At 54.3% G+C, this 17,508-nt stretch carries 15 protein-coding genes and 1 other annotated feature; all 15 genes read right to left on the bottom strand.

Annotated features, from left to right (window positions below; all coding sequences use genetic code 11):
• Positions 1-95 precede the first annotated feature (95 nt).
• The 15 genes from G5B42_RS07925 to G5B42_RS07855 all read right to left on the bottom strand — a co-directional run bounded on the left by G5B42_RS07925 (position 96) and on the right by G5B42_RS07855 (position 17,444).
• Positions 96-725, bottom strand: coding sequence for a CBS and ACT domain-containing protein (locus G5B42_RS07925; RefSeq protein WP_181339934.1), 630 nt, complete (start codon positions 723-725; stop codon positions 96-98).
• A gap of 35 nt (positions 726-760) precedes the next feature.
• Positions 761-1,465, bottom strand: a complete 705-nt coding sequence (locus G5B42_RS07920) for an ABC transporter ATP-binding protein (RefSeq protein WP_181339933.1) — start codon at positions 1,463-1,465, stop codon at positions 761-763.
• Complete coding sequence (locus tag G5B42_RS07915) at positions 1,458-2,249, bottom strand: ABC transporter ATP-binding protein (RefSeq protein ID WP_181339932.1); 792 nt, start codon at positions 2,247-2,249, stop codon at positions 1,458-1,460. Before G5B42_RS07915 ends, G5B42_RS07920 begins: the two co-directional genes overlap by 8 nt.
• Positions 2,246-3,265, bottom strand: a complete 1,020-nt coding sequence (locus G5B42_RS07910) for a branched-chain amino acid ABC transporter permease (RefSeq protein WP_181339931.1) — start codon at positions 3,263-3,265, stop codon at positions 2,246-2,248. The genes G5B42_RS07915 and G5B42_RS07910 overlap by 4 nt, the downstream gene beginning before the upstream one ends.
• Positions 3,266-3,274: 9 nt before the next feature.
• On the bottom strand, positions 3,275-4,174 hold the full coding sequence (locus G5B42_RS07905) for a branched-chain amino acid ABC transporter permease (protein ID WP_181339930.1): 900 nt from the start codon (positions 4,172-4,174) through the stop codon (positions 3,275-3,277).
• Positions 4,175-4,377: 203 nt separating this feature from the next.
• Positions 4,378-5,529, bottom strand: coding sequence for an ABC transporter substrate-binding protein (locus G5B42_RS07900; protein ID WP_181339929.1), 1,152 nt, complete (start codon positions 5,527-5,529; stop codon positions 4,378-4,380).
• Between the two features lie 203 nt (positions 5,530-5,732).
• On the bottom strand, positions 5,733-7,265 hold the full coding sequence (locus G5B42_RS07895) for a putative glycoside hydrolase (protein WP_231133364.1): 1,533 nt from the start codon (positions 7,263-7,265) through the stop codon (positions 5,733-5,735).
• A gap of 231 nt (positions 7,266-7,496) precedes the next feature.
• On the bottom strand, positions 7,497-8,111 hold the full coding sequence (locus G5B42_RS07890) for a phosphate-starvation-inducible PsiE family protein (protein WP_181339927.1): 615 nt from the start codon (positions 8,109-8,111) through the stop codon (positions 7,497-7,499).
• A 172-nt stretch (positions 8,112-8,283) separates the two neighbouring features.
• Positions 8,284-10,194, bottom strand: a complete 1,911-nt coding sequence (gene thrS / locus G5B42_RS07885; RefSeq protein WP_181339926.1) for a threonine--tRNA ligase — start codon at positions 10,192-10,194, stop codon at positions 8,284-8,286.
• A 35-nt stretch (positions 10,195-10,229) separates the two neighbouring features.
• Positions 10,230-10,745 carry an NUDIX hydrolase gene (locus tag G5B42_RS07880; protein ID WP_181339925.1) on the bottom strand — a complete coding sequence of 172 codons (516 nt, stop codon included), beginning with the start codon at positions 10,743-10,745 and terminating at the stop codon, positions 10,230-10,232.
• A 17-nt stretch (positions 10,746-10,762) separates the two neighbouring features.
• Positions 10,763-10,964 (bottom strand) — a binding site (T-box leader).
• Between the two features lie 70 nt (positions 10,965-11,034).
• Positions 11,035-12,114, bottom strand: coding sequence for an aspartate-semialdehyde dehydrogenase (asd, locus tag G5B42_RS07875; RefSeq protein WP_181339924.1), 1,080 nt, complete (start codon positions 12,112-12,114; stop codon positions 11,035-11,037).
• A 58-nt stretch (positions 12,115-12,172) separates the two neighbouring features.
• A complete protein-coding gene (locus tag G5B42_RS07870) occupies positions 12,173-13,351 on the bottom strand; it encodes a coenzyme F420-0:L-glutamate ligase (protein ID WP_181339923.1) in 1,179 nt (392 codons plus the stop codon).
• 351 nt (positions 13,352-13,702) lie between these two features.
• Positions 13,703-14,944: a competence/damage-inducible protein A gene (locus G5B42_RS07865; RefSeq protein ID WP_181340005.1), complete on the bottom strand. Its 1,242-nt coding sequence runs from the start codon at positions 14,942-14,944 to the stop codon at positions 13,703-13,705.
• Between the two features lie 19 nt (positions 14,945-14,963).
• Complete coding sequence (locus G5B42_RS07860) at positions 14,964-15,563, bottom strand: DNA-3-methyladenine glycosylase I (protein WP_181339922.1); 600 nt, start codon at positions 15,561-15,563, stop codon at positions 14,964-14,966.
• Between the two features lie 348 nt (positions 15,564-15,911).
• Positions 15,912-17,444: a B12-binding domain-containing radical SAM protein gene (locus G5B42_RS07855; protein WP_181339921.1), complete on the bottom strand. Its 1,533-nt coding sequence runs from the start codon at positions 17,442-17,444 to the stop codon at positions 15,912-15,914.
• Positions 17,445-17,508: the final 64 nt, after the last annotated feature.

Raw genomic sequence — 17,508 nt, 5'->3', positions numbered from 1 at the left:
ATTTCTCTTGCAAAGATGCAAAAAAATAAACTGTCTTACAACAAGACAGTTTATCTATTCCTGCCATAAGCTTATTGTCGCTCACCAGGGTCAGTTCACGCCGAAACCGTCACCGAAGTAATCCGGAATCCTTTCTCCTTCAGCTTTTCAATGAGGGCATCAGGCTGGCGGGTATCAACCCGGAGGACAATTTCCCCATGGTAAATCGCCAGATGGGTAATGTTGATATCGCAGGTCGCAACCGTCTGCGCCAGTTCCGCCAAAACCCCCGGCCGGTCTTCTTGGATCAGGATCGAAATCCGGCTGCCTTTTTCCCGGAAGCCCATAATTTCAATGAAGGCGTCAAAAATGTTGGATTCGGTGATAATCCCGACCACCTTCCCGTTCTCCACCACCGGGAGTCCGCCCACACTGTTGTCACGCATCTTTAGGGCGGCCACTTCCAGCAGATCATCCGGGGAAACGGTGACCACTTTCTTGGTCATTACCTGTTCCACTTTGGTCTTGGCCAGCAGGTAGTTAATCTCAAAAATACTGAGCGAGGTGGCGGAAGAGGGCGAGACCTCCATCAACTTCCGTTCGGTAATAATCCCGACCAGTTTCTCGTCTTTCACCACGGGAATCCGGTTGATCTTCTTCTCGCGCATGATCTCTAAAGCCGTGGCGATCGTAGTGTCCGGAGTGACCGTAATCGGGTTAACTGTCATCCGGTTCCGCACATACATCTTTCTTATCCCTCCGTTTCGTCCTTTTTCCACGCTTACCCGCCCAAATAAGCCTTGCGTACTTCTTCGCTGTCGGCTAAAGTTTTGGCGTCACCTTGCAAGACCACCCGGCCGGTCTCCAAAACATAAGCGCGGTTGGCAATGGAGAGGGCCATTTGGGCGTTTTGTTCCACCAATAAGATGGTGGTTCCGGCGGCGTTGATCTCCTTAATGATGTCAAAGATCTCGCTCACCAACAACGGGGCCAAACCCATCGAAGGCTCATCCATCAGGACGAGTTTGGGCCGGGACATTAAAGTCCGCCCGATAGCCAACATCTGTTGTTCACCGCCGCTTAACGTTCCGGCCATTTGGTTGAGGCGTTCCTTCAGGCGAGGAAAGCGCGTAAAGACCTGCTCGTAATCGTCCTTGATTCCTTTGGCGTCTTTCCGGGTGTAGGCACCCATCTCTAAATTCTCTTTTACGGTAAGATTGGCAAAAATCCTTCTTCCTTCCGGCACTTGGGCCAGTCCCAACTGCACAATTTTATGGGGGGCCAGCCGTATCAGGTCATAATCAAGAAACCGGACGCTCCCGGAACGCGCCGGAACCAACCCGGAAATAGTATGGAGAACCGTGGTCTTCCCCGCACCGTTCGCCCCGATTAAAGTAACGATCTCTCCTTCATTAACTTCGAAACTGACCTCGTGCAGGGCACGGATATTGCCGTAATAAACATCCAGCTTCTCCACCTTAAGCATCGTTCTCCAACTCCTTCCCCAGGTAGGCTTTGACCACCAACGGATTATGCGCAACCTCCTTGGGTGTTCCACAGGCGATCATCCGCCCGTAATCCAGGACCACAATCCGTTGACAGATCCCCATGACCAGTTTCATATCATGCTCGATTAGGACAATGGTCAAGTCAAACCGCTCCCTGATATATTTAATCAAATCCATCAGTTCCAGTGTTTCCTGGGGATTCATGCCGGCGGCCGGCTCATCCAAAAGGAGGATGTGGGGTTTGGTTGCCAGCGCCCGGACAATCTCCAGTTTCCGCTGCTCGCCATAGGGAAGGTTCTTCGCCAGTTCATTGCTTTTGTGCTCGATATCGAAGATCTTGAGAAGCTCCCTACATTCTTCTTCGATCCGCTTCTCTTCCTGGTAGTAACCGGGCAGCCGGAAAATCCCGTCCACACTCCGGTATTTCACATTGAGATGGTTGCCAATCCGTACGTTATCCAGCACGGTCAGGTTTTTAAAGAGCCGGATATTCTGGAAGGTCCGCGCCATGCCCAAGGCGGTAATCTGGTAGGGGTGGAGCGGGGCGATATCTTGAATCTGGCCGGTACGGTCCTGAACCAAAATCCGGCCCGCCGTCGGTTTATAAACGCCGGTCAACATGTTAAAGACAGTCGTCTTCCCGGCCCCGTTCGGACCGATCAAACCGATCAGTTCACCCTTCTTAACTTCCAGATTCAGATTGGCGACCGCCATTAAACCACCGAACTGAATCGACAGATTTTCGATCTTCAGGACGGTCATTGGACCTCACCCGCCTTCTCCGCAGATTCTTCCCCGCTCTCCTGCTTCCCAAGGAGACTGTTCACCAAACGGGTCAAGGAAAACTCCTTATTCCCAAACAAGCCCATAATCCCGGACGGTTGGAAGATCATCACGATAATCAAGATTATTGGGTAAATCACCAGGCGGTAATCTTTGAGGAACCGCAGGATCTCTTGCAAATAGGTGAGGCCAATCCCGGCCACGACCGTCCCGGTCAGGTTCCCCATCCCGCCCAGAACGACAATGATCAAAAACTCAACGGACTTTTGGAAGTTGAACATGTTGGGGCTCAGGTAGCCAAAGAACGGCGCATAAAGGGCACCGCCCAAGCCCCCGATGAAAGCGGAGAGGGTAAAGGCGTACAATTTATAATAAAACACATTGATCCCCATGGCGTTGGCGGCAATTTCATCCTCACGAATCGAAATAATCGCCGCGCCGTGGGAAGAACTGAGGAGGTTATTGAGCAACACCACCACAAGAGTCATCGTCAGGTAGACCAAAGCAAAGGAAAGAACCGGCCGCCAATAAAAGTCCGTGGTGAAAGTGGGAATCCCTTTTAACCCGGCTGGTCCGCCTGTCAGCTCGGGCAGATTGATCATCAGCACCCGGATGATTTCACCAAAACCCAAAGTGACAATGGCCAGGTAGTCGCCGCGTAACCGCAAAGTGGGGAGGCCAATTAAAAACCCAAAAAAGGCCGCCATTAAAGCCCCACCGAACACGGCCACCGAAATCGGCAGGTTGACCTTCATCACCAGAGCCGCCGTGGTGTAAGCACCAACCGCCATGAAGCCGGCATGGCCCAAGGCAAGTTGGCCGGTGAAACCGGAGATTAAATTTAAACCTAAAGCAATGATTACATTGATGCCGGCGATGGTCAAAACCTGGCTGGTGTACTCGCCGATCACCCGGAGCATCACCAGCAGATTAAGGATGAGCAAAACCGCGGCCACGATCAACGTAGAAACAATGGTGTTCGTCTTCTTACTCATCAAGCTCACCTACACTTTCTCCCCCATGGGTTTGCCCAGGAGACCTGATGGTTTAACCACTAAAATTAGGATCAACAGACCGAAGGCAATGGCATCGGCCAGTTGCGAGGAGAGAAACCCTTTCGTCAAAGTCTCCGCCACGCCAAGGATTAATCCACCAAGCACCGCCCCGGGGATACTGCCAATCCCGCCAAACACGGCGGCAATGAAAGCCTTCAAACCAGGCATAATCCCCATATAGGGTTCAATTTGCGGATAGGCACTGGCAAACAGAATCCCCGCCGCTGCCCCCAGGGACGAACCTAACGCGAAAGTAAAGGAGATGATCCGGTCCACATTGATCCCCATCAGTGCCGCGGCATCCTTATCAAAGGAAACCGCCTTCATCGCTTTGCCGGTCTTCGTAAAGTTGACAATATAATTAAGAAGCAGCATTAAGCCGATGGCCACCATAAAAACCAGAATCTGAACCTGGCTGATGTTGATCCCAACAACTTTATAGTTCACCACCGGTAAAGTGGGGAAAACGCGAGGGTTAGGTCCGATGAACGGGATGACCCGGGCGCCGTTCTCCAATAAAAAAGAAACCCCGATCGCGGTAATCAAAGCATTAATCCGCGGTTGATTCCGTAGGGGTTTATAGCAAACCTTTTCGATCAGCATCCCCATGGTCATGCAGAACAACATTGCCGGTAAAAAGGATAAAATCAAGGTTACGGGAGTAATTCCCCACTGTTTAAGCACAAAAAAACTGACAAAGGCCCCGACCATCAGAATATCCCCATGGGCAAAGTTGATCAGGCGTACCACCCCATAAACCATGGTGTACCCCAAGGCTAGCAAAGCATAGATACTACCGAGGGATAATCCGTTCAACGTCTGTTGGCCCAATTGCTGGAGGAAATCCATCCAAACCCCACCTCCTTAAGTTGGTAAAGCGCTTCGTTCGGTTCGAATTTACCCCACAAACTCTCCCATTTGCTGGCCAGCTTGTCTTTAGTATTTGTCATCTGCCAATCAATACTAGTGGAGATTGATGATTAGTTTTTGAATAAAGTAATGGGAGAATAACCTTCTCCCATTACTTCATACCACTCATTTTATCACCAAAATTATTCCGGATCAACCATACCCACGTATTCAGTGGCCAGCTTCCCGTCGGCACCCTTGACCACCTTCAAAATGGTCGTGGATTTGACCGGATTGTGTTTTTCATCAAAGGTAATACGCCCGGTGACATATTTCTTGTCGGTCTCCATCAAAGCCTTCTTCAAGACTTGCGGGTCGTCGGTTCCGGCCCGTTCGATCGCTTCCAGCACGATATAGGCCGCGTCATAACCCAGGGCGGCGAGGGCATTCGGAGTAACGCCATAACGATCCCGGTACTTACGGACAAACTCTTTTACATCAGCATCATCGGCATCGGGGCTGTAGTGGTTACAGAAGTAGCCGCCGATCGCTTCCTCGCCGGCTTGACCGACCAGTTCATCCCAACCGTCGGGGCCGAGCATGATCGCATCCAAGCCTTGATTGCGGGCCTGGTTGATGATCAGCGAAACCGTGTTGTAATAGTCGGGGAGGAACAGCACATCCGGATCGGCCGCTTTAATCTTGGTCAGCTGGGCGTTGAAATCTTTATCCCCGCCGGCGTAAGACTCGGAGGCGACCACGGTGCCGCCCAATGAGGCAAAGGTTTCTTCAAAGCTCTTCATCAAACCGGTGGAGTAGTCATTGTTCATGTCATAAAGGACCGCCGCTTTGGTCGCATTTAAGTTTTCGACCGCAAAGTGGGCCATCACTTGACCTTGGAAGGAATCTTTAAAGCAGGAACGGAAGATCAGATCGCCGGCATCGGTCACCGAATCATTGGTGGAAGTCGGGGTGAAAAGCAGGATGCCCCGGCGCTGCGCTTCCTGGGTGATAGCCAACGTACAGTCGCTGGTCAATGCACCAATCACGACTTTTACCTTGTCCTTCGTGGCCAATTTGACCAGTGCGTTCATGGTTTTTTCCGGGTTCTTCTCGTCATCTTCCACGATTAGCTGGACTTGTTTGCCAAGAACTCCGCCCCGGGCGTTAAACTCATCAACCGCCAGCTGGATGGCATCCCGGCATTGGGTACCAAAATGGGAAACCGGACCGCTCACGGACATGATGGTGCCGATTTTAAGCGTATCGCTGCCGCCCCGGCTCGTCACGAAAAAGATAACCGCCGCCAAGACCACAACAATGGCACCTAAGATAAGCAAATTTTTTTTCTTCATTTCCAGTACCTCCTTTTATGTTCCAAGAAATAATAAATATACAGACGAGACAACACCTGCTCAGCGCAGTACAATCTCGTCTTCGTTAAAGTATATTAGGAAAAATATATCAGAATCACGACCAAATGTCAATCTTTATTACGGCAAATATCACCCAAAATCGCAAAGCAACCACAATTATTTATACAGAAACATTTGCAATATTATTCTTGTTTAAGCTGTCCGTCGCTCTCTAACGGATCCGTTGGCCCGGTTTGGTTATCGACCTGCTCACCGGCCCCGCCGCTTTCCTCCGGTGCCGCTGGAGTTTTTCCTGCTTCCTCGCCCCCATCCGGGAGATGTTCTTTCCCACCCGCCGTCTCGGCTGTCTCTTCGTCGGTCCTTGGACCGGAGAAAGCAAGGTCTTCCTCTTCATCCTCCTCTTCTTGCCATTCCTCCGTTAAGCCCAAGACCACCGGAGGGAGCAAGGCGCCTTCCCCGGAGGCCAACCCTTCTTCGGCTGCCGGTTCGCCCGCCCATGCCACAGTTTCATCCGTTTCCGCATCCGGGATCGCATCGGCGGAAGACGGTGTTTCGCCGACAACAGGAGCAAGCACTCCTTCCCCGCCGGGGAGAACGTTGGTGGTAATTGGTTCGCTGTTTTTGTTCGTTACATATTTGTCCACATTATAACGGCAACTGGGGTTCCAGAAGAGCCATTCCCGCACGCCCGCATCATAAACCGCCCGGATCTGCGCTTGGATCTGGACGGGACCATAGGTGTTCCCCAATGAAAAATCCTGGAGCCAAGGGCGGAGTTTTACCGGGTAGTCTTTCAACCGCTGACGGGCATCCTGCAAACTGCGGAGGACGGTTTCGTACGGCCGGCGATCCGGATCAGCCAAGCCGTAACAGCCCTTCGCATAGTGGGAAGGATAAACCATGGGGGAGATCACGGGAACGGCTTCGGCAATCTTCTCCAGTTTTTGCCCGATGTAAAGATCATCCGCGGCCGAACAGACCAGTCCGAAGATGTCCGCCGAGACCACCGCCCCCAAAGGTTCCAGTTCCGCGCGGGCATACAGGAGAAAGTCGCGGATCACATCCTCCTTACTGGAGCCGTCGGCGTAGGGATAAACACAGTTGCGCAGGTCCCCGTCACTGGCAAACCGGACATAGTCAAATTGAATCTCGGGAAAACCCATTTTTACTGCTTCTTTGGCAATTTGGATGTTATAATCCCAAACTTCCCGGGCATGGGGATCAACCCAGGCCAATCCCTTGTAATCGCGCCAAACTTCCCCGTTGCGCTGCTTGAGGGCTAAATCCGGGCGTTTTTCGGCCAGAAACGGATCCTTGAAGACAACCAACCGGGCGATGGGATAGACCTTTTTCTGCTGCAAAGTCTGGAGCATATTTTGCACGTCGGGTATCTTATTCTCCCAGGCCCCCAAAAGATTGACCATGGGGACAGTCGAACGGTAACTTACTTTTCCCGTATCATCCTTTATATCAATCACCAAGGAGTTAACCGGCGTCGCGTCGATAAACCGCAAAAGATTATTGAATAACGACGGCGTCCCCGCCACCCATCCGGTCGCGTAGACCCCTCTGACCTCCTCCGGCATGGGCGTCGGCGTGACACGCACAAAGGGCGGCTCCGGCTCCGGGGTGGGTTCCACCCGCGGGGGAATGGCGGGCGGCGGATTGACGGCCGTTTTCGCCAGCAGTTGTGGGAAGAGAGTTTCATAGTTCATTAAAAAACCAGTGGACTTCGTCCCCGACGACGAGAAGATCCGAACCGAGAACACAAAAAGGACAAATAGAAAAACATAAAGCCTAGTCTTTTTCCACATCAAGCATTGCCTCCGCGAAAAGTCCAGATATAGTTACTATTCGACTAAGACTAGGCGGCTCCTTCAGCAGCCATTTAAAATAAATCCTGGAAATAACCAACTTAAACGGTTAGCGCAACGGTCGCAGTCGCCCTATTCATGATTGTCGACAAACTCCAGGATATGAATGATCCCGTCTTCCATCCGGTTGATCCGGATCTTAACCCCGTTGCAGTCGTAAACCTCTCCTTCCTGCAGTTTACGCTTTTCCTCCCTGGCGATCTGGGCCACCACTCCCCCAAGGGTCTGCGCCTGCCGGGGCAGAGGCTTCTTGATGAGTTTCTCCGCCTCCGCCACCGACATGCCTGCACTGACCACCATCCGGCTATGATTAGCGAACTCGGCCACAAAAAGATATTTTCGGATGAAAAACAGACCGGCAATCGCCATGATCCCGATCAAAAACCCCAACGTATCCTGCTCGCTGACGATCAGTTTGCGGGCAATGGCGATCAACAATACTTCAATGGTACTTTCGACGGTATTACGGACGATCATTTTGATTAATTCCAAGGCAATAATCAGGGCCATCATCGCACCGAGAAACTTCTGGAAATACTCGGTATTGCCCAGGTTCCTGGTGAGGCCGTAGAGGTTAGTGACCAGCCCGCCGGCGGAAATCAAGATCCCGATTAAAAGCAGAAAGGCAAGGAAGATCTCAATATGCACGGACCACCGCAGGAGATGATTGCGAAAGCGAAATCTCATCGGCAAAACCCCTTCCGTCTTCTTTTTTTCTCCGTTGTTTCCCCGTTTTTCCTTCGACTTTTTCTTCGCCTGTTTTTTAGTTGCGCGGTTTGCCGGATCGATCTATCGATCTTTGCCAGCTATCCCAACCCGCGGTCGCCACCCCGTTCCCCTGGCGTTTGGCCGCGCTTTACTACCGTTTGGCCGCAATCTCCTCTTGCAACCTGGCCAGTAACTCTTCCCGGGACCAGGTCCCCAGGTCGCCTTCCCGCCTGGCGCGCACGGCAACCTGTCCAGTCTCCGCCTCCTTGCTCCCGACCACCAACATATAAGGGATCTTTTGCATCTGGGCTTCGCGGATCCGGTAACCAATTTTTTCGTTCCGGCTATCCACTTCGGCCCGGATTCCGTGCGCACGGAGCCAGGCGTAGATCTCGTCGGCATACTCCAAATTCTCCGGCAAGACCGGCAGAACGATGGCTTGAACCGGAGCCAGCCACAAGGGGAAAGCCCCTTCGTAGTTTTCGACCAAAATTCCGAAGAAGCGCTCCAGGGAACCGAGGAGAGCCCGGTGGATCATATAGGGCTGGTGATCCTGGCCGTCGGGTCCTTTATAGGTTAAGTCAAACCGTTCCGGCTCGTTGAAGTCAAACTGGATGGTGGAGCACTGCCACTCCCGGCCGAGCGCATCCTTGATCTTCAGGTCAATCTTCGGCCCGTAAAAAGCACCGCCGCCCTCGTCGACCTCGTAGGGAAGCCCCGTCTTTTCGATGGCGGCCCGCAAAGCCTCGGTCGCCGCCGCCCAGCGTTCCTCCGCCCCAACCGACTTCTCCGGCCTGGTCGCCAGGTAAAGCTTAAATTCATTGAAACCAAAGGCTTTCAGCATCTTCAAGCAAAAGGCAAGTACCCGGTCGATCTCTTCCGGCATCTGGTCCGGCCGGCAGAAAATATGGGCGTCGTCCTGAGTAAACCCTCTCACCCGGAGAAGGCCGTGCAGCACCCCGCTGCGCTCATACCGGTAAACCGTCCCCAGCTCGGCCCAGCGGAACGGCAGTTCGCGGTAGGACCGGCTCCGGCTTTGGTAGATGGCGATGTGGAACGGACAGTTCATCGGTTTAATGCGGTACTCTTGCCCCTCAACCTCCATCCCCCCGTACATGTTCTCCTGGTAAAAACCCAAATGCCCGCTGGTTTCCCAGAGCACACTCCGGCCAAGGTGGGGGGTGTAAACCAATTCATAGCCGTTTTTAACGTGCTCTTCCCGCCAAAAGTCCTCGATCACCCGCCGGACCCGTCCGCCTTTGGGGTGCCAGAGGATTAATCCGGCCCCAATCTGTTCGTCGATGGAGAAGAGGTCCAACTCCCGGCCTAGTTTGCGGTGGTCGCGCTTCTTGGCCTCTTCCAATAACTTAAAGTAGTTCTCCAGCTCTTCCCGGCTGAAAAAGGCGGTGCCGTAAATCCGCTGCAGCATCGGCCGGGAAGAATCGCCCCGCCAGTAGGCCCCGGCAATACTGGTCAACTTAAAAGCCTTGGCGTAACGGGTCGACGGCAGGTGGGGCCCGCGGCAGAGATCAACAAACTCGCCCTGCTGGTAAAAGCTGACCGCCTCGTCCTCCAGCTCCGCCACCAACTCTTCCTTGTAGATCTCACCGGCCGCTTTCAAGCGGGCCAGCGCCTCCTCCTTCTTCACCATCTCCCGGGTAAACGGGTAATCTTCCTTCACAATCTTCTTCATTTCCGCTTCGATCGCGGTCAAATCCTCCGGCGTCAACGGCCGCGGCAGGTCAAAATCGTAGTAAAAGCCGTTTTCGATCGCCGGTCCGATGGCCAGTTTCGCTTCGGGAAAAAGCCGTTTCACCGCTTGGGCCATAATATGAGATGTCGAGTGGCGAAGGACCTCCAAAGCCGCCGGATCCGCCTGGCGGACCAAACCTACGGTCGCCCCGGCAGGAAGCTGCGCGCCCAAATCCGCCAGTTCCCCGTCCACCTGCAAACAAATGACCTCTTTTTTTAACTCCGGCTCCAAACCGGCGAGCAGTTCTTTCCCGGTTTTCACGCCTTCAAACATACGCTCGGAACCATCGGGTAGCATCAGTTTAATCATACCTATCCTCCTCCAAACTTAACCTGATCAAAAAGCTAATCGCACAGACCGCAACCCGGCGGGTTACCCTGCGGACAGCAGTCCTTCCGGTAGCGGTGAAAAGCCTTGGCCGCCAGCTTCCGGTCGGCCTCGAAACTCAAGAGCCCCAGCTCGTTAAAGGCAAGTAAGCGAATATCCGTAAACATCTCTTTTTCCGGCTGCAATTCCCCGCCGTAGGCTTCCATATAGAACCAGAAGACTTTTTTCCGGAACAAAGTCCCCTCTTCCGTGTAACTGTATTCAGTCACACCCAAAGGAGCTTCCACCCGGGCGACCAACCCCGTTTCCTCCCAGACCTCACGTACCGCAGTTTCTTCCAGCGTTTCACCGGGTTCCACATGCCCCTTCGGCATGAGCCACACCCCGTTCTTCCGCCGCAAACTCACAATTTTATCGTCTTTAAAGACCACGCCACCAGCGCAGATTATCTTCTCCGGAAGGATGATCCTCACCTCCCCTTCGTTTTCCCTGTCCGGCGCCGGACAACCCCAAAACGGCTCGAGCCGGCGCAACAAAAAACCCGTCCCTGGTAAGGGACGGGTTTTGGCCCGCGGTTCCACCCTTTTTGGTCTAAGACCCGACTTGCTGACCGATAACGGCGTCACCCGTTTGGCTTTTTTAACCATCTGCTCCGAGGTGGTCTTCACCGACCGTCAGGGAAGGCTTTGCAGCCACGAGCCTTCCTCTCTGCCACCGACGGCGCCCGGTTACGGCCTCTTCATCGCCATTTTAATCTATTGGGTAGATTTAAATTAAGAAGTATTATACCGCAGTTCGACGCCGTGGTCAAGCGCCAATCCATTACAACCATTTTAAATAATATTTTACTAAATACTCGGCTGTTTGGATTGCCCCTTTGGCCGCACCCAGTTTCGTGTTGTGTGATAAGCAAACATACTTCAAGCCGTTTTCCAAGATGGGATCCTTCCGCAGCCGGCCAACGGTCACGGTCATCCCGTTCCCCCGGTCCCGGTCCATCCGCGGTTGCGGCCGGAACGGGTCATCGGTCACCGCAATCAGTTGGGCGGGAGAACTGGGGAGTCCGAGCTGGCAAAAGTCCTTCCCGAAAGCAAGCATTACTTCCTTGGCCTCTTCCGGCGTACACGGTTTTTCCGTCTGCACGAAAACAACCACCAGATGCCCATCCAGGACCGGAACCCGGGTACAAGTCGCCGTAATCCCAAAGGGGGCGTGGATAATCCGGTCCCCGGCCAAGGTCCCCAAGATCTTCTGGGGCTCGGTTTCGACTTTCGGTTCCTCCCCGGGAATATAGGGAATCACGTTCTCCGTCATATCCATCGCCGACAGGCCCGGGCTCCGTCCCGCTCCGGACATGGCTTGTAACGAAGTCATAATCACTTGTTTGACCCCGAAATGGTCCAGGATCGGTTTGAGCGAGACTACCAACCCGGCGATGGTGCAGTTGGACTTGGGCACCACAAACCCCTTCCAACCCCGCCGCTCTTGTTGGACTTTGATTAAGGCGGCGTGGTCCATATTCACTCCGCCGATCAGGATCGGCGTATCGTCTTCATACCGGAACGCCGACGCGGTGCTCACCACCGGCGTGGTCCGGGCCCACTTCGGTTCCAACTCTTTGGCGGCACTCGCGTCCAGGGTGGAAAAGATCAGATCGACCGACGTCGGGTCAAAATCAGCCGCATCCTCCACCGGAAGCGACGCCACGTTTGCCGGTAACTCCTCCGGGCACCACCAGCGCGAAGCGCCGTTGGCTTCCCGAAGCGCCTCCGCGTAAGTCTTCCCCGCCGAACGGGCCGAAGCCGCCAGTTTGGTTATTTGAAACCAAGGATGATTGGCTAAAGCGACAATCGCCTGCTGGCCAACGATTCCCGTTGCCCCGATAATTGCGACCTTAATCATGTTATTCCCCCATTTTAAATGTATTTTTATCCATAAAATTGGGAAAAATCCCAAACGCCTACTCGGCAGTATAATCCTCAAAATAACCCTGGACCAGCACGATCGGTGTGCCCTTGTCCCCACTCCCGCTGGTCAGATCGCAAAGGCTGCCCAAGAGATCGGTGATCCGCCGCGGAGTCGTCCCTAAGGAAGCCTCGGCCCCCACCATGTCTGCCGGTTTTTGGCGGATCCTCGCTTTCACTTCTTCTTCCACCACCGCGCCGTCCTCCAGCAGATGATCGGCCAGGTACTTGATCTTCACTTCATTCGGCATGCCCACCAGACCCGAAGTGAAAGCCGGCGCCACGACCGGATCGGCCAGCTCCCAGATGCGGCCGGCCGGATCGCAATAGGCGCCGTCACCGTAGATCAGCACCTCCACGTTTTTTCCGGTCCGTTCTTTAATCGCCCGCTGGATGGCCTCGACATAGACTTGCCCGTCCCGCGGAAAGAGTTTTATTTTATTGTCGGTGGCCAGATTGGCCCCGAGCAAACCATACTCCGGATTATACCCGCCGGCCCCCGGCTCGGTACAGATTTCGTCCAAACCGTAAACCACCTCGGCCCCGGCCGCCCGGATAATCCGTTTCGTTCTGGCCCGGGCATGGATATCGGCGGTCAGGACCTTCTTCGTAAAACGCAGAATATCCCGGGGGTTATTGGAGAAATAGATCCGGATGTTGTCGTTCACGCCCAACTCTTTATAGAAACGGACATAATCAATACCGGTATAAGGATGTCTCACTTCCTCCCCGAAGATCCGCCGGTAATCATCTTCCGTCAAGAGATCGGTGTACGGGTTGATCCCCGCCTCCTCCATGCGGTCCAGGTCCATCAGGGGATTCCCCACTTCATCAGCGGGATAACTGAGTAAAAGGTACACCCGGGAAAAACCCTTGGCGATTGCTTTCAAGAACATCGAAAAACGGTTGCGGCTCAGCAAGGGAAAGACCACGCCGATCTCATCGGTCCCGAACTTCTTGTTTAACTCGGCGGTCACCGCGTCCACGGTCACATAGTTCCCCTGGGCCCGCGCGACAAGAGACTCGGTGATCCCAATCACATCCCGGTCCCGCAGGGCGAAACCTTCCTCTTCCATGGCGCGCCACAGTGCGTCCAGGACAAACTGGACCAAATCGTCGCCCGCCTTGAGAATCGGTGCCCGAATCCCGCGTACTTGTACGCCCACTCTTTTCATGCCTTTCACTCCCCAGTATTGATCAGACTAAAGGAAATAAATTCATTATATATGATATAAGGGGGCCAAGTAAATGTTTCGGTCGCTTTTCGGTCTAGAAATTCCCTCTGTATATAATAACACTAAGTCTCCTTTTTTTACAGGTTTTTTCCCAATTATCTCCCTAGTTTTTATTATGATTTGATGAATATTTTTACGCAAAAAGACCGGCCCAAAGCCGGTCATAGATCCTTCAATAACAAAAAGATGCAAATTCTGTCTCATCGGTAAGTGAAAAAACCAAAATTTCTTTGTTGTTCACAGTTTCAATAGTTTCTACCATACCGGGCGAAGATCTTTACCACGCACCGGTCACTCCCGAGCGGCCAAAAGTGTCCGCCGTAACAGGTCCAAAACCGCTTGGGTAGTCCGGCGCTTAATCTGTTGCCGGTCGCCGGTAAAGCGGGCCTCCCGTACCAGGTTGACGCCGGGTCCGGCCAGGGCAAAGTAGACCAGTCCCACCGGTTTTTCCGCCGTCCCGCCACCGGGGCCGGCAATCCCGGTGATCCCGATCCCCCAGTCACTCCCTGTCCGGTCGCGGACCCCCCGGGCCATCAAAGTAGCCACTTCAGGGCTGACCGCTCCCACCTGTTCAATCACCGCTGCCGGAACGCCCAGCAGTTCTTCTTTGGCCCGGTTGCTGTAGACCACTACTCCCCGGTCGAAAACGGTGGACGCACCCGGCACATCCGTAATCCGGTTGGCCAAAAGCCCACCGGTACAAGATTCGGCCACCGCCAGGGTCTCGCCGCGCTGTCTTAGAAGGCCGACGACAACCGCTTCCAAGGTCTCATCGTCCACCCCGTAAATCATCTGGCCCAACCTGGCCCGAAGCTTTTGCTCCAGGTCGGCAATGGCCGCTTCCGCCTTGGCAACGCTTTCGGCAAAGGCGGTAATCCGCAGCCGGACTTCCCCCTCGGAGGCCAGCGGGGCAAGGGTGGGGTTGGTTTGGTTGGCCAGGAGATCGGCGATCTCTTTCGCCAAGGCACTCTCACCAATCCCACAAAGGCGCAGGACCCGGGAGCGGATTACCCCCCGGCTTTCAGCCGCCAGAAGCGGGCGGACATACTCGCGGAACATCGGGCATAACTCCTGGGGCGGGCCCGGCAAACAGATCACCCATTTTCCTTCTTTCCGGACGGACACCCCGGGGGCCGTCCCTTTCCGGTTCGGCAGCGCCTCGCCACCCGCCGGGATCAAAGCCTGTTTATAATTGTTCTCCGGCATGCACCGCCCCGTCTTGGCAAAGTATTCCTCGATCCAGGCCAAGGAAGGCTGGTGTAAGACCAAAGGCAAACCCAGTACCTCGGCCACCGTCTCCTTGGTCAAGTCGTCATCCGTCGGTCCCAACCCGCCGCTGGTGATCACCAAATCCACCCGGGCAAGCGCCTCCGTCAGCGCCTGTTTCAGCCGCCCGGCATTATCCCCCACCGTGGTCCGGTGGTACAGTTCAATCCCCAACGCGGCCAGTTCCTGCGAAAGAAAGGCCGCATTCGTATCGACAATCTCGCCCAGTAATAATTCGGTGCCAACAGAGATGATCTCCGCGCGCAATTTTTGCTCCCTTCCTTCATCAGTGGTCTTGCCGCCGCACCGGATGTTGTTCCTGGTTGATAATCTCCCGGTACCGGAAACAGTCGACCACATGGTCATTGACCAGCCCGGTTGCTTGCAAATGGGAATAGATAATGACCGGCCCGAGAAATTGAAACCCACGCCGCTTCAGATCTTTACTGATCGCGACGGAGAGGTCAGTTTGGGCGGGTATTTCCCGCTCCTGCCGCCAGGCGTTGACCACCGGCCGGTGTCCGACGAAGGCCCAAAGGTAGTTGCTAAAACTCCCGAATTCTTGCTGGACCTCCAGAAAACGCTGGGCGTTATTAATCGAAGTCCTTATTTTTTTCTCGTTGCGCACCAGCCCCGGATTTTGCAGCAGTTCCTTGATCCGGGCTTCGCTAAAAGCGGCCACCACCTTAGGGTCAAAGCCAGCGTATGCCGCCCGGTAGGCCTCCCTTTTGCGCAGGATGGTCAACCAACTCAAACCCGCCTGGGCCGATTCGAGGACCATAAATTCAAAGTGCTTCCGGTCGTCGTAAACCGGAACCCCCCATTCCTCATCATGATAGCGGCGGTAAAGTTCGTCCTGCTCACACCAGGAACATCTTTTTTTCATCGGGCGTCCCCCTCTCCCACGGTCAACCGAGGCTCCTCTTCTTAACTTTAGCTAACCCAGTTTAATTCGCGTTTTTGCCGCCAATTCCTTTCCGGTTAATACTCCTTTCCCTTCACGTCCCCCCGGCTTGAATTACTAGGTAAAAGAATTCTTCGCAAAGTGCAAATTGAAAGCGGGCCGGGCGACATGGAGGTCGCACACCGCTTTTGGTTCAGGCAAACCGAAAGCGTAGCCCGCTTGCAAACGAAGCCAAACTTTAGATTACGCCAAGATAATCACCGCAAGAGATAATCCCACCCGGTCCGCCGGCGATGGAAACCGGTTGCCACCGGAACAACGGAGAAAGGTTCAAACCGGTGTGGTGTCGGGGGCCGCCAACGGCACCGGGACCGGCTCCGCCTCTTCCAGGAAGAAACGGCGAAAATGGTAGCCGTAAATCGAGCAGGTCACCGCCAGGGGAAAGACCCGCGGTTTCTTCAGCAGTGACCAACCGAGCAGGCGCCAGAAATACCAGCGGCTCCGGTCCCAGAACCCCAACCAAAATATGGCTTTCACAAAGGCGCTCAGGTGATATAGGCGGAGGTGGAGTTTCCGGCCCCGGGGCGGGTTATACGCCTTAAGAAAAGCGATCACCCGCCGGTAAAAAAACTTGGGCGAATAGAGGGTGGCCGTCACCCGCCGGTAACCGGCCAGCAGTTTCTTCCGGGGCATTTTGGGTTCGAAGTTAAGCTGCCGGTCGGTGTTGTTCCCCGTACTGTCGCTCAGAATCCGCCCTTCCGCCGCCATCCGCTGGTACAATTTGGTTCCTTTAAGCACATTCAAGAGTCCAACCATGGCGGTGACAATCCCGCTCTCCTGGATAAATTCAATCTGCCGGTCGAAAATGGTCGGCGGGTCCTCGTCAAAGCCGAGGATAAACCCGCCTTGCACTTGCAGCCCGGCACGCTGGATCTTCCTTACCGCAGCCAGGAGATTCCGGTTTTTATTCTGGTGTTTATTACACTCCGTCAGGCTCCCTTCATGGGGGGTCTCGATCCCGATAAAGACCGATTCAAACCCCACCCGAACCATGGCTTCCAGCAATTCGTCGTCATCCGCCAGGTTAATCGAGGCCTGCGTGTTAAAGGTAAAGGGGTACCCGCGCTCCTTCAGCCACCGGGCCATCGCCGGCAGAATCTCTTCCTTGAGGGCTTTTTTATTGCCGATGAAATTATCGTCGACCATAAACACCCCGCCCCGCCAGCCGTGCCGGTAGAGGTGTTCCAGCTCCGCCAAGACCTGTTCTTTGCTTTTCGTCCGTGGTTTCTCCCCGTAAAGCAGGGAAATATCGCAGAAATCACAACTAAAAGGGCAACCGCGGGAATACTGCAGACTCATGGCGTTGTACTTCTCCATCGCCAGCAGGTCCCAGCGGGGCAAGGGCGTTGTCCTTAAATCCGCCCACTCCCCCGGTGCCGCCTGGTACAGATGCTGCGGCCTGCCCGCCGCCAGGTCCGTGAGGAAACGGGGCAGCGTGACCTCGGCTTCTCCCAAAACCAAGTGGTCAACCTCGGGGTATTCCTCCCAGCTCACGGTGAAGAGCGGCCCGCCGGCCACCGTCTTTTTTCCCAGCCGTTGGCAACGGGCGAGGATCCGCCGGACACTCTCTTGCTGCACGGCCATGGCGCTAATAAAAACATAGTCGGCCCAAGCTAAATCGGCATCATTCAGTACGGTCACATTTTCATCCACCAATTTCAACTGCCACTCCCGTGGCAATAATCCGGCCACGGTCAAAAGACCCAACGGCGGATGGGCCGCTTTCTTGTTGATAAACCGCAGCGCATGCTTAAAACTCCAAAAGGTCGCCGGGAATTGGGGATAAACCAAAAGAATCTTCACTTTTTTCCCTCCGGTTAAATTCGAATGTAAAGCCTCTCCTAGCAGTATGGGTAAAAGAAAGCCG

It is taken from the genome of Capillibacterium thermochitinicola (assembly GCF_013664685.1).
Taxonomy (GTDB): Bacteria; Bacillota; UBA4882; order UBA10575; family UBA10575; genus Capillibacterium; species Capillibacterium thermochitinicola.
Note: the sequence above shows the minus strand (reverse complement) of the source record. Positions and strands in the feature narration are given on the sequence as shown.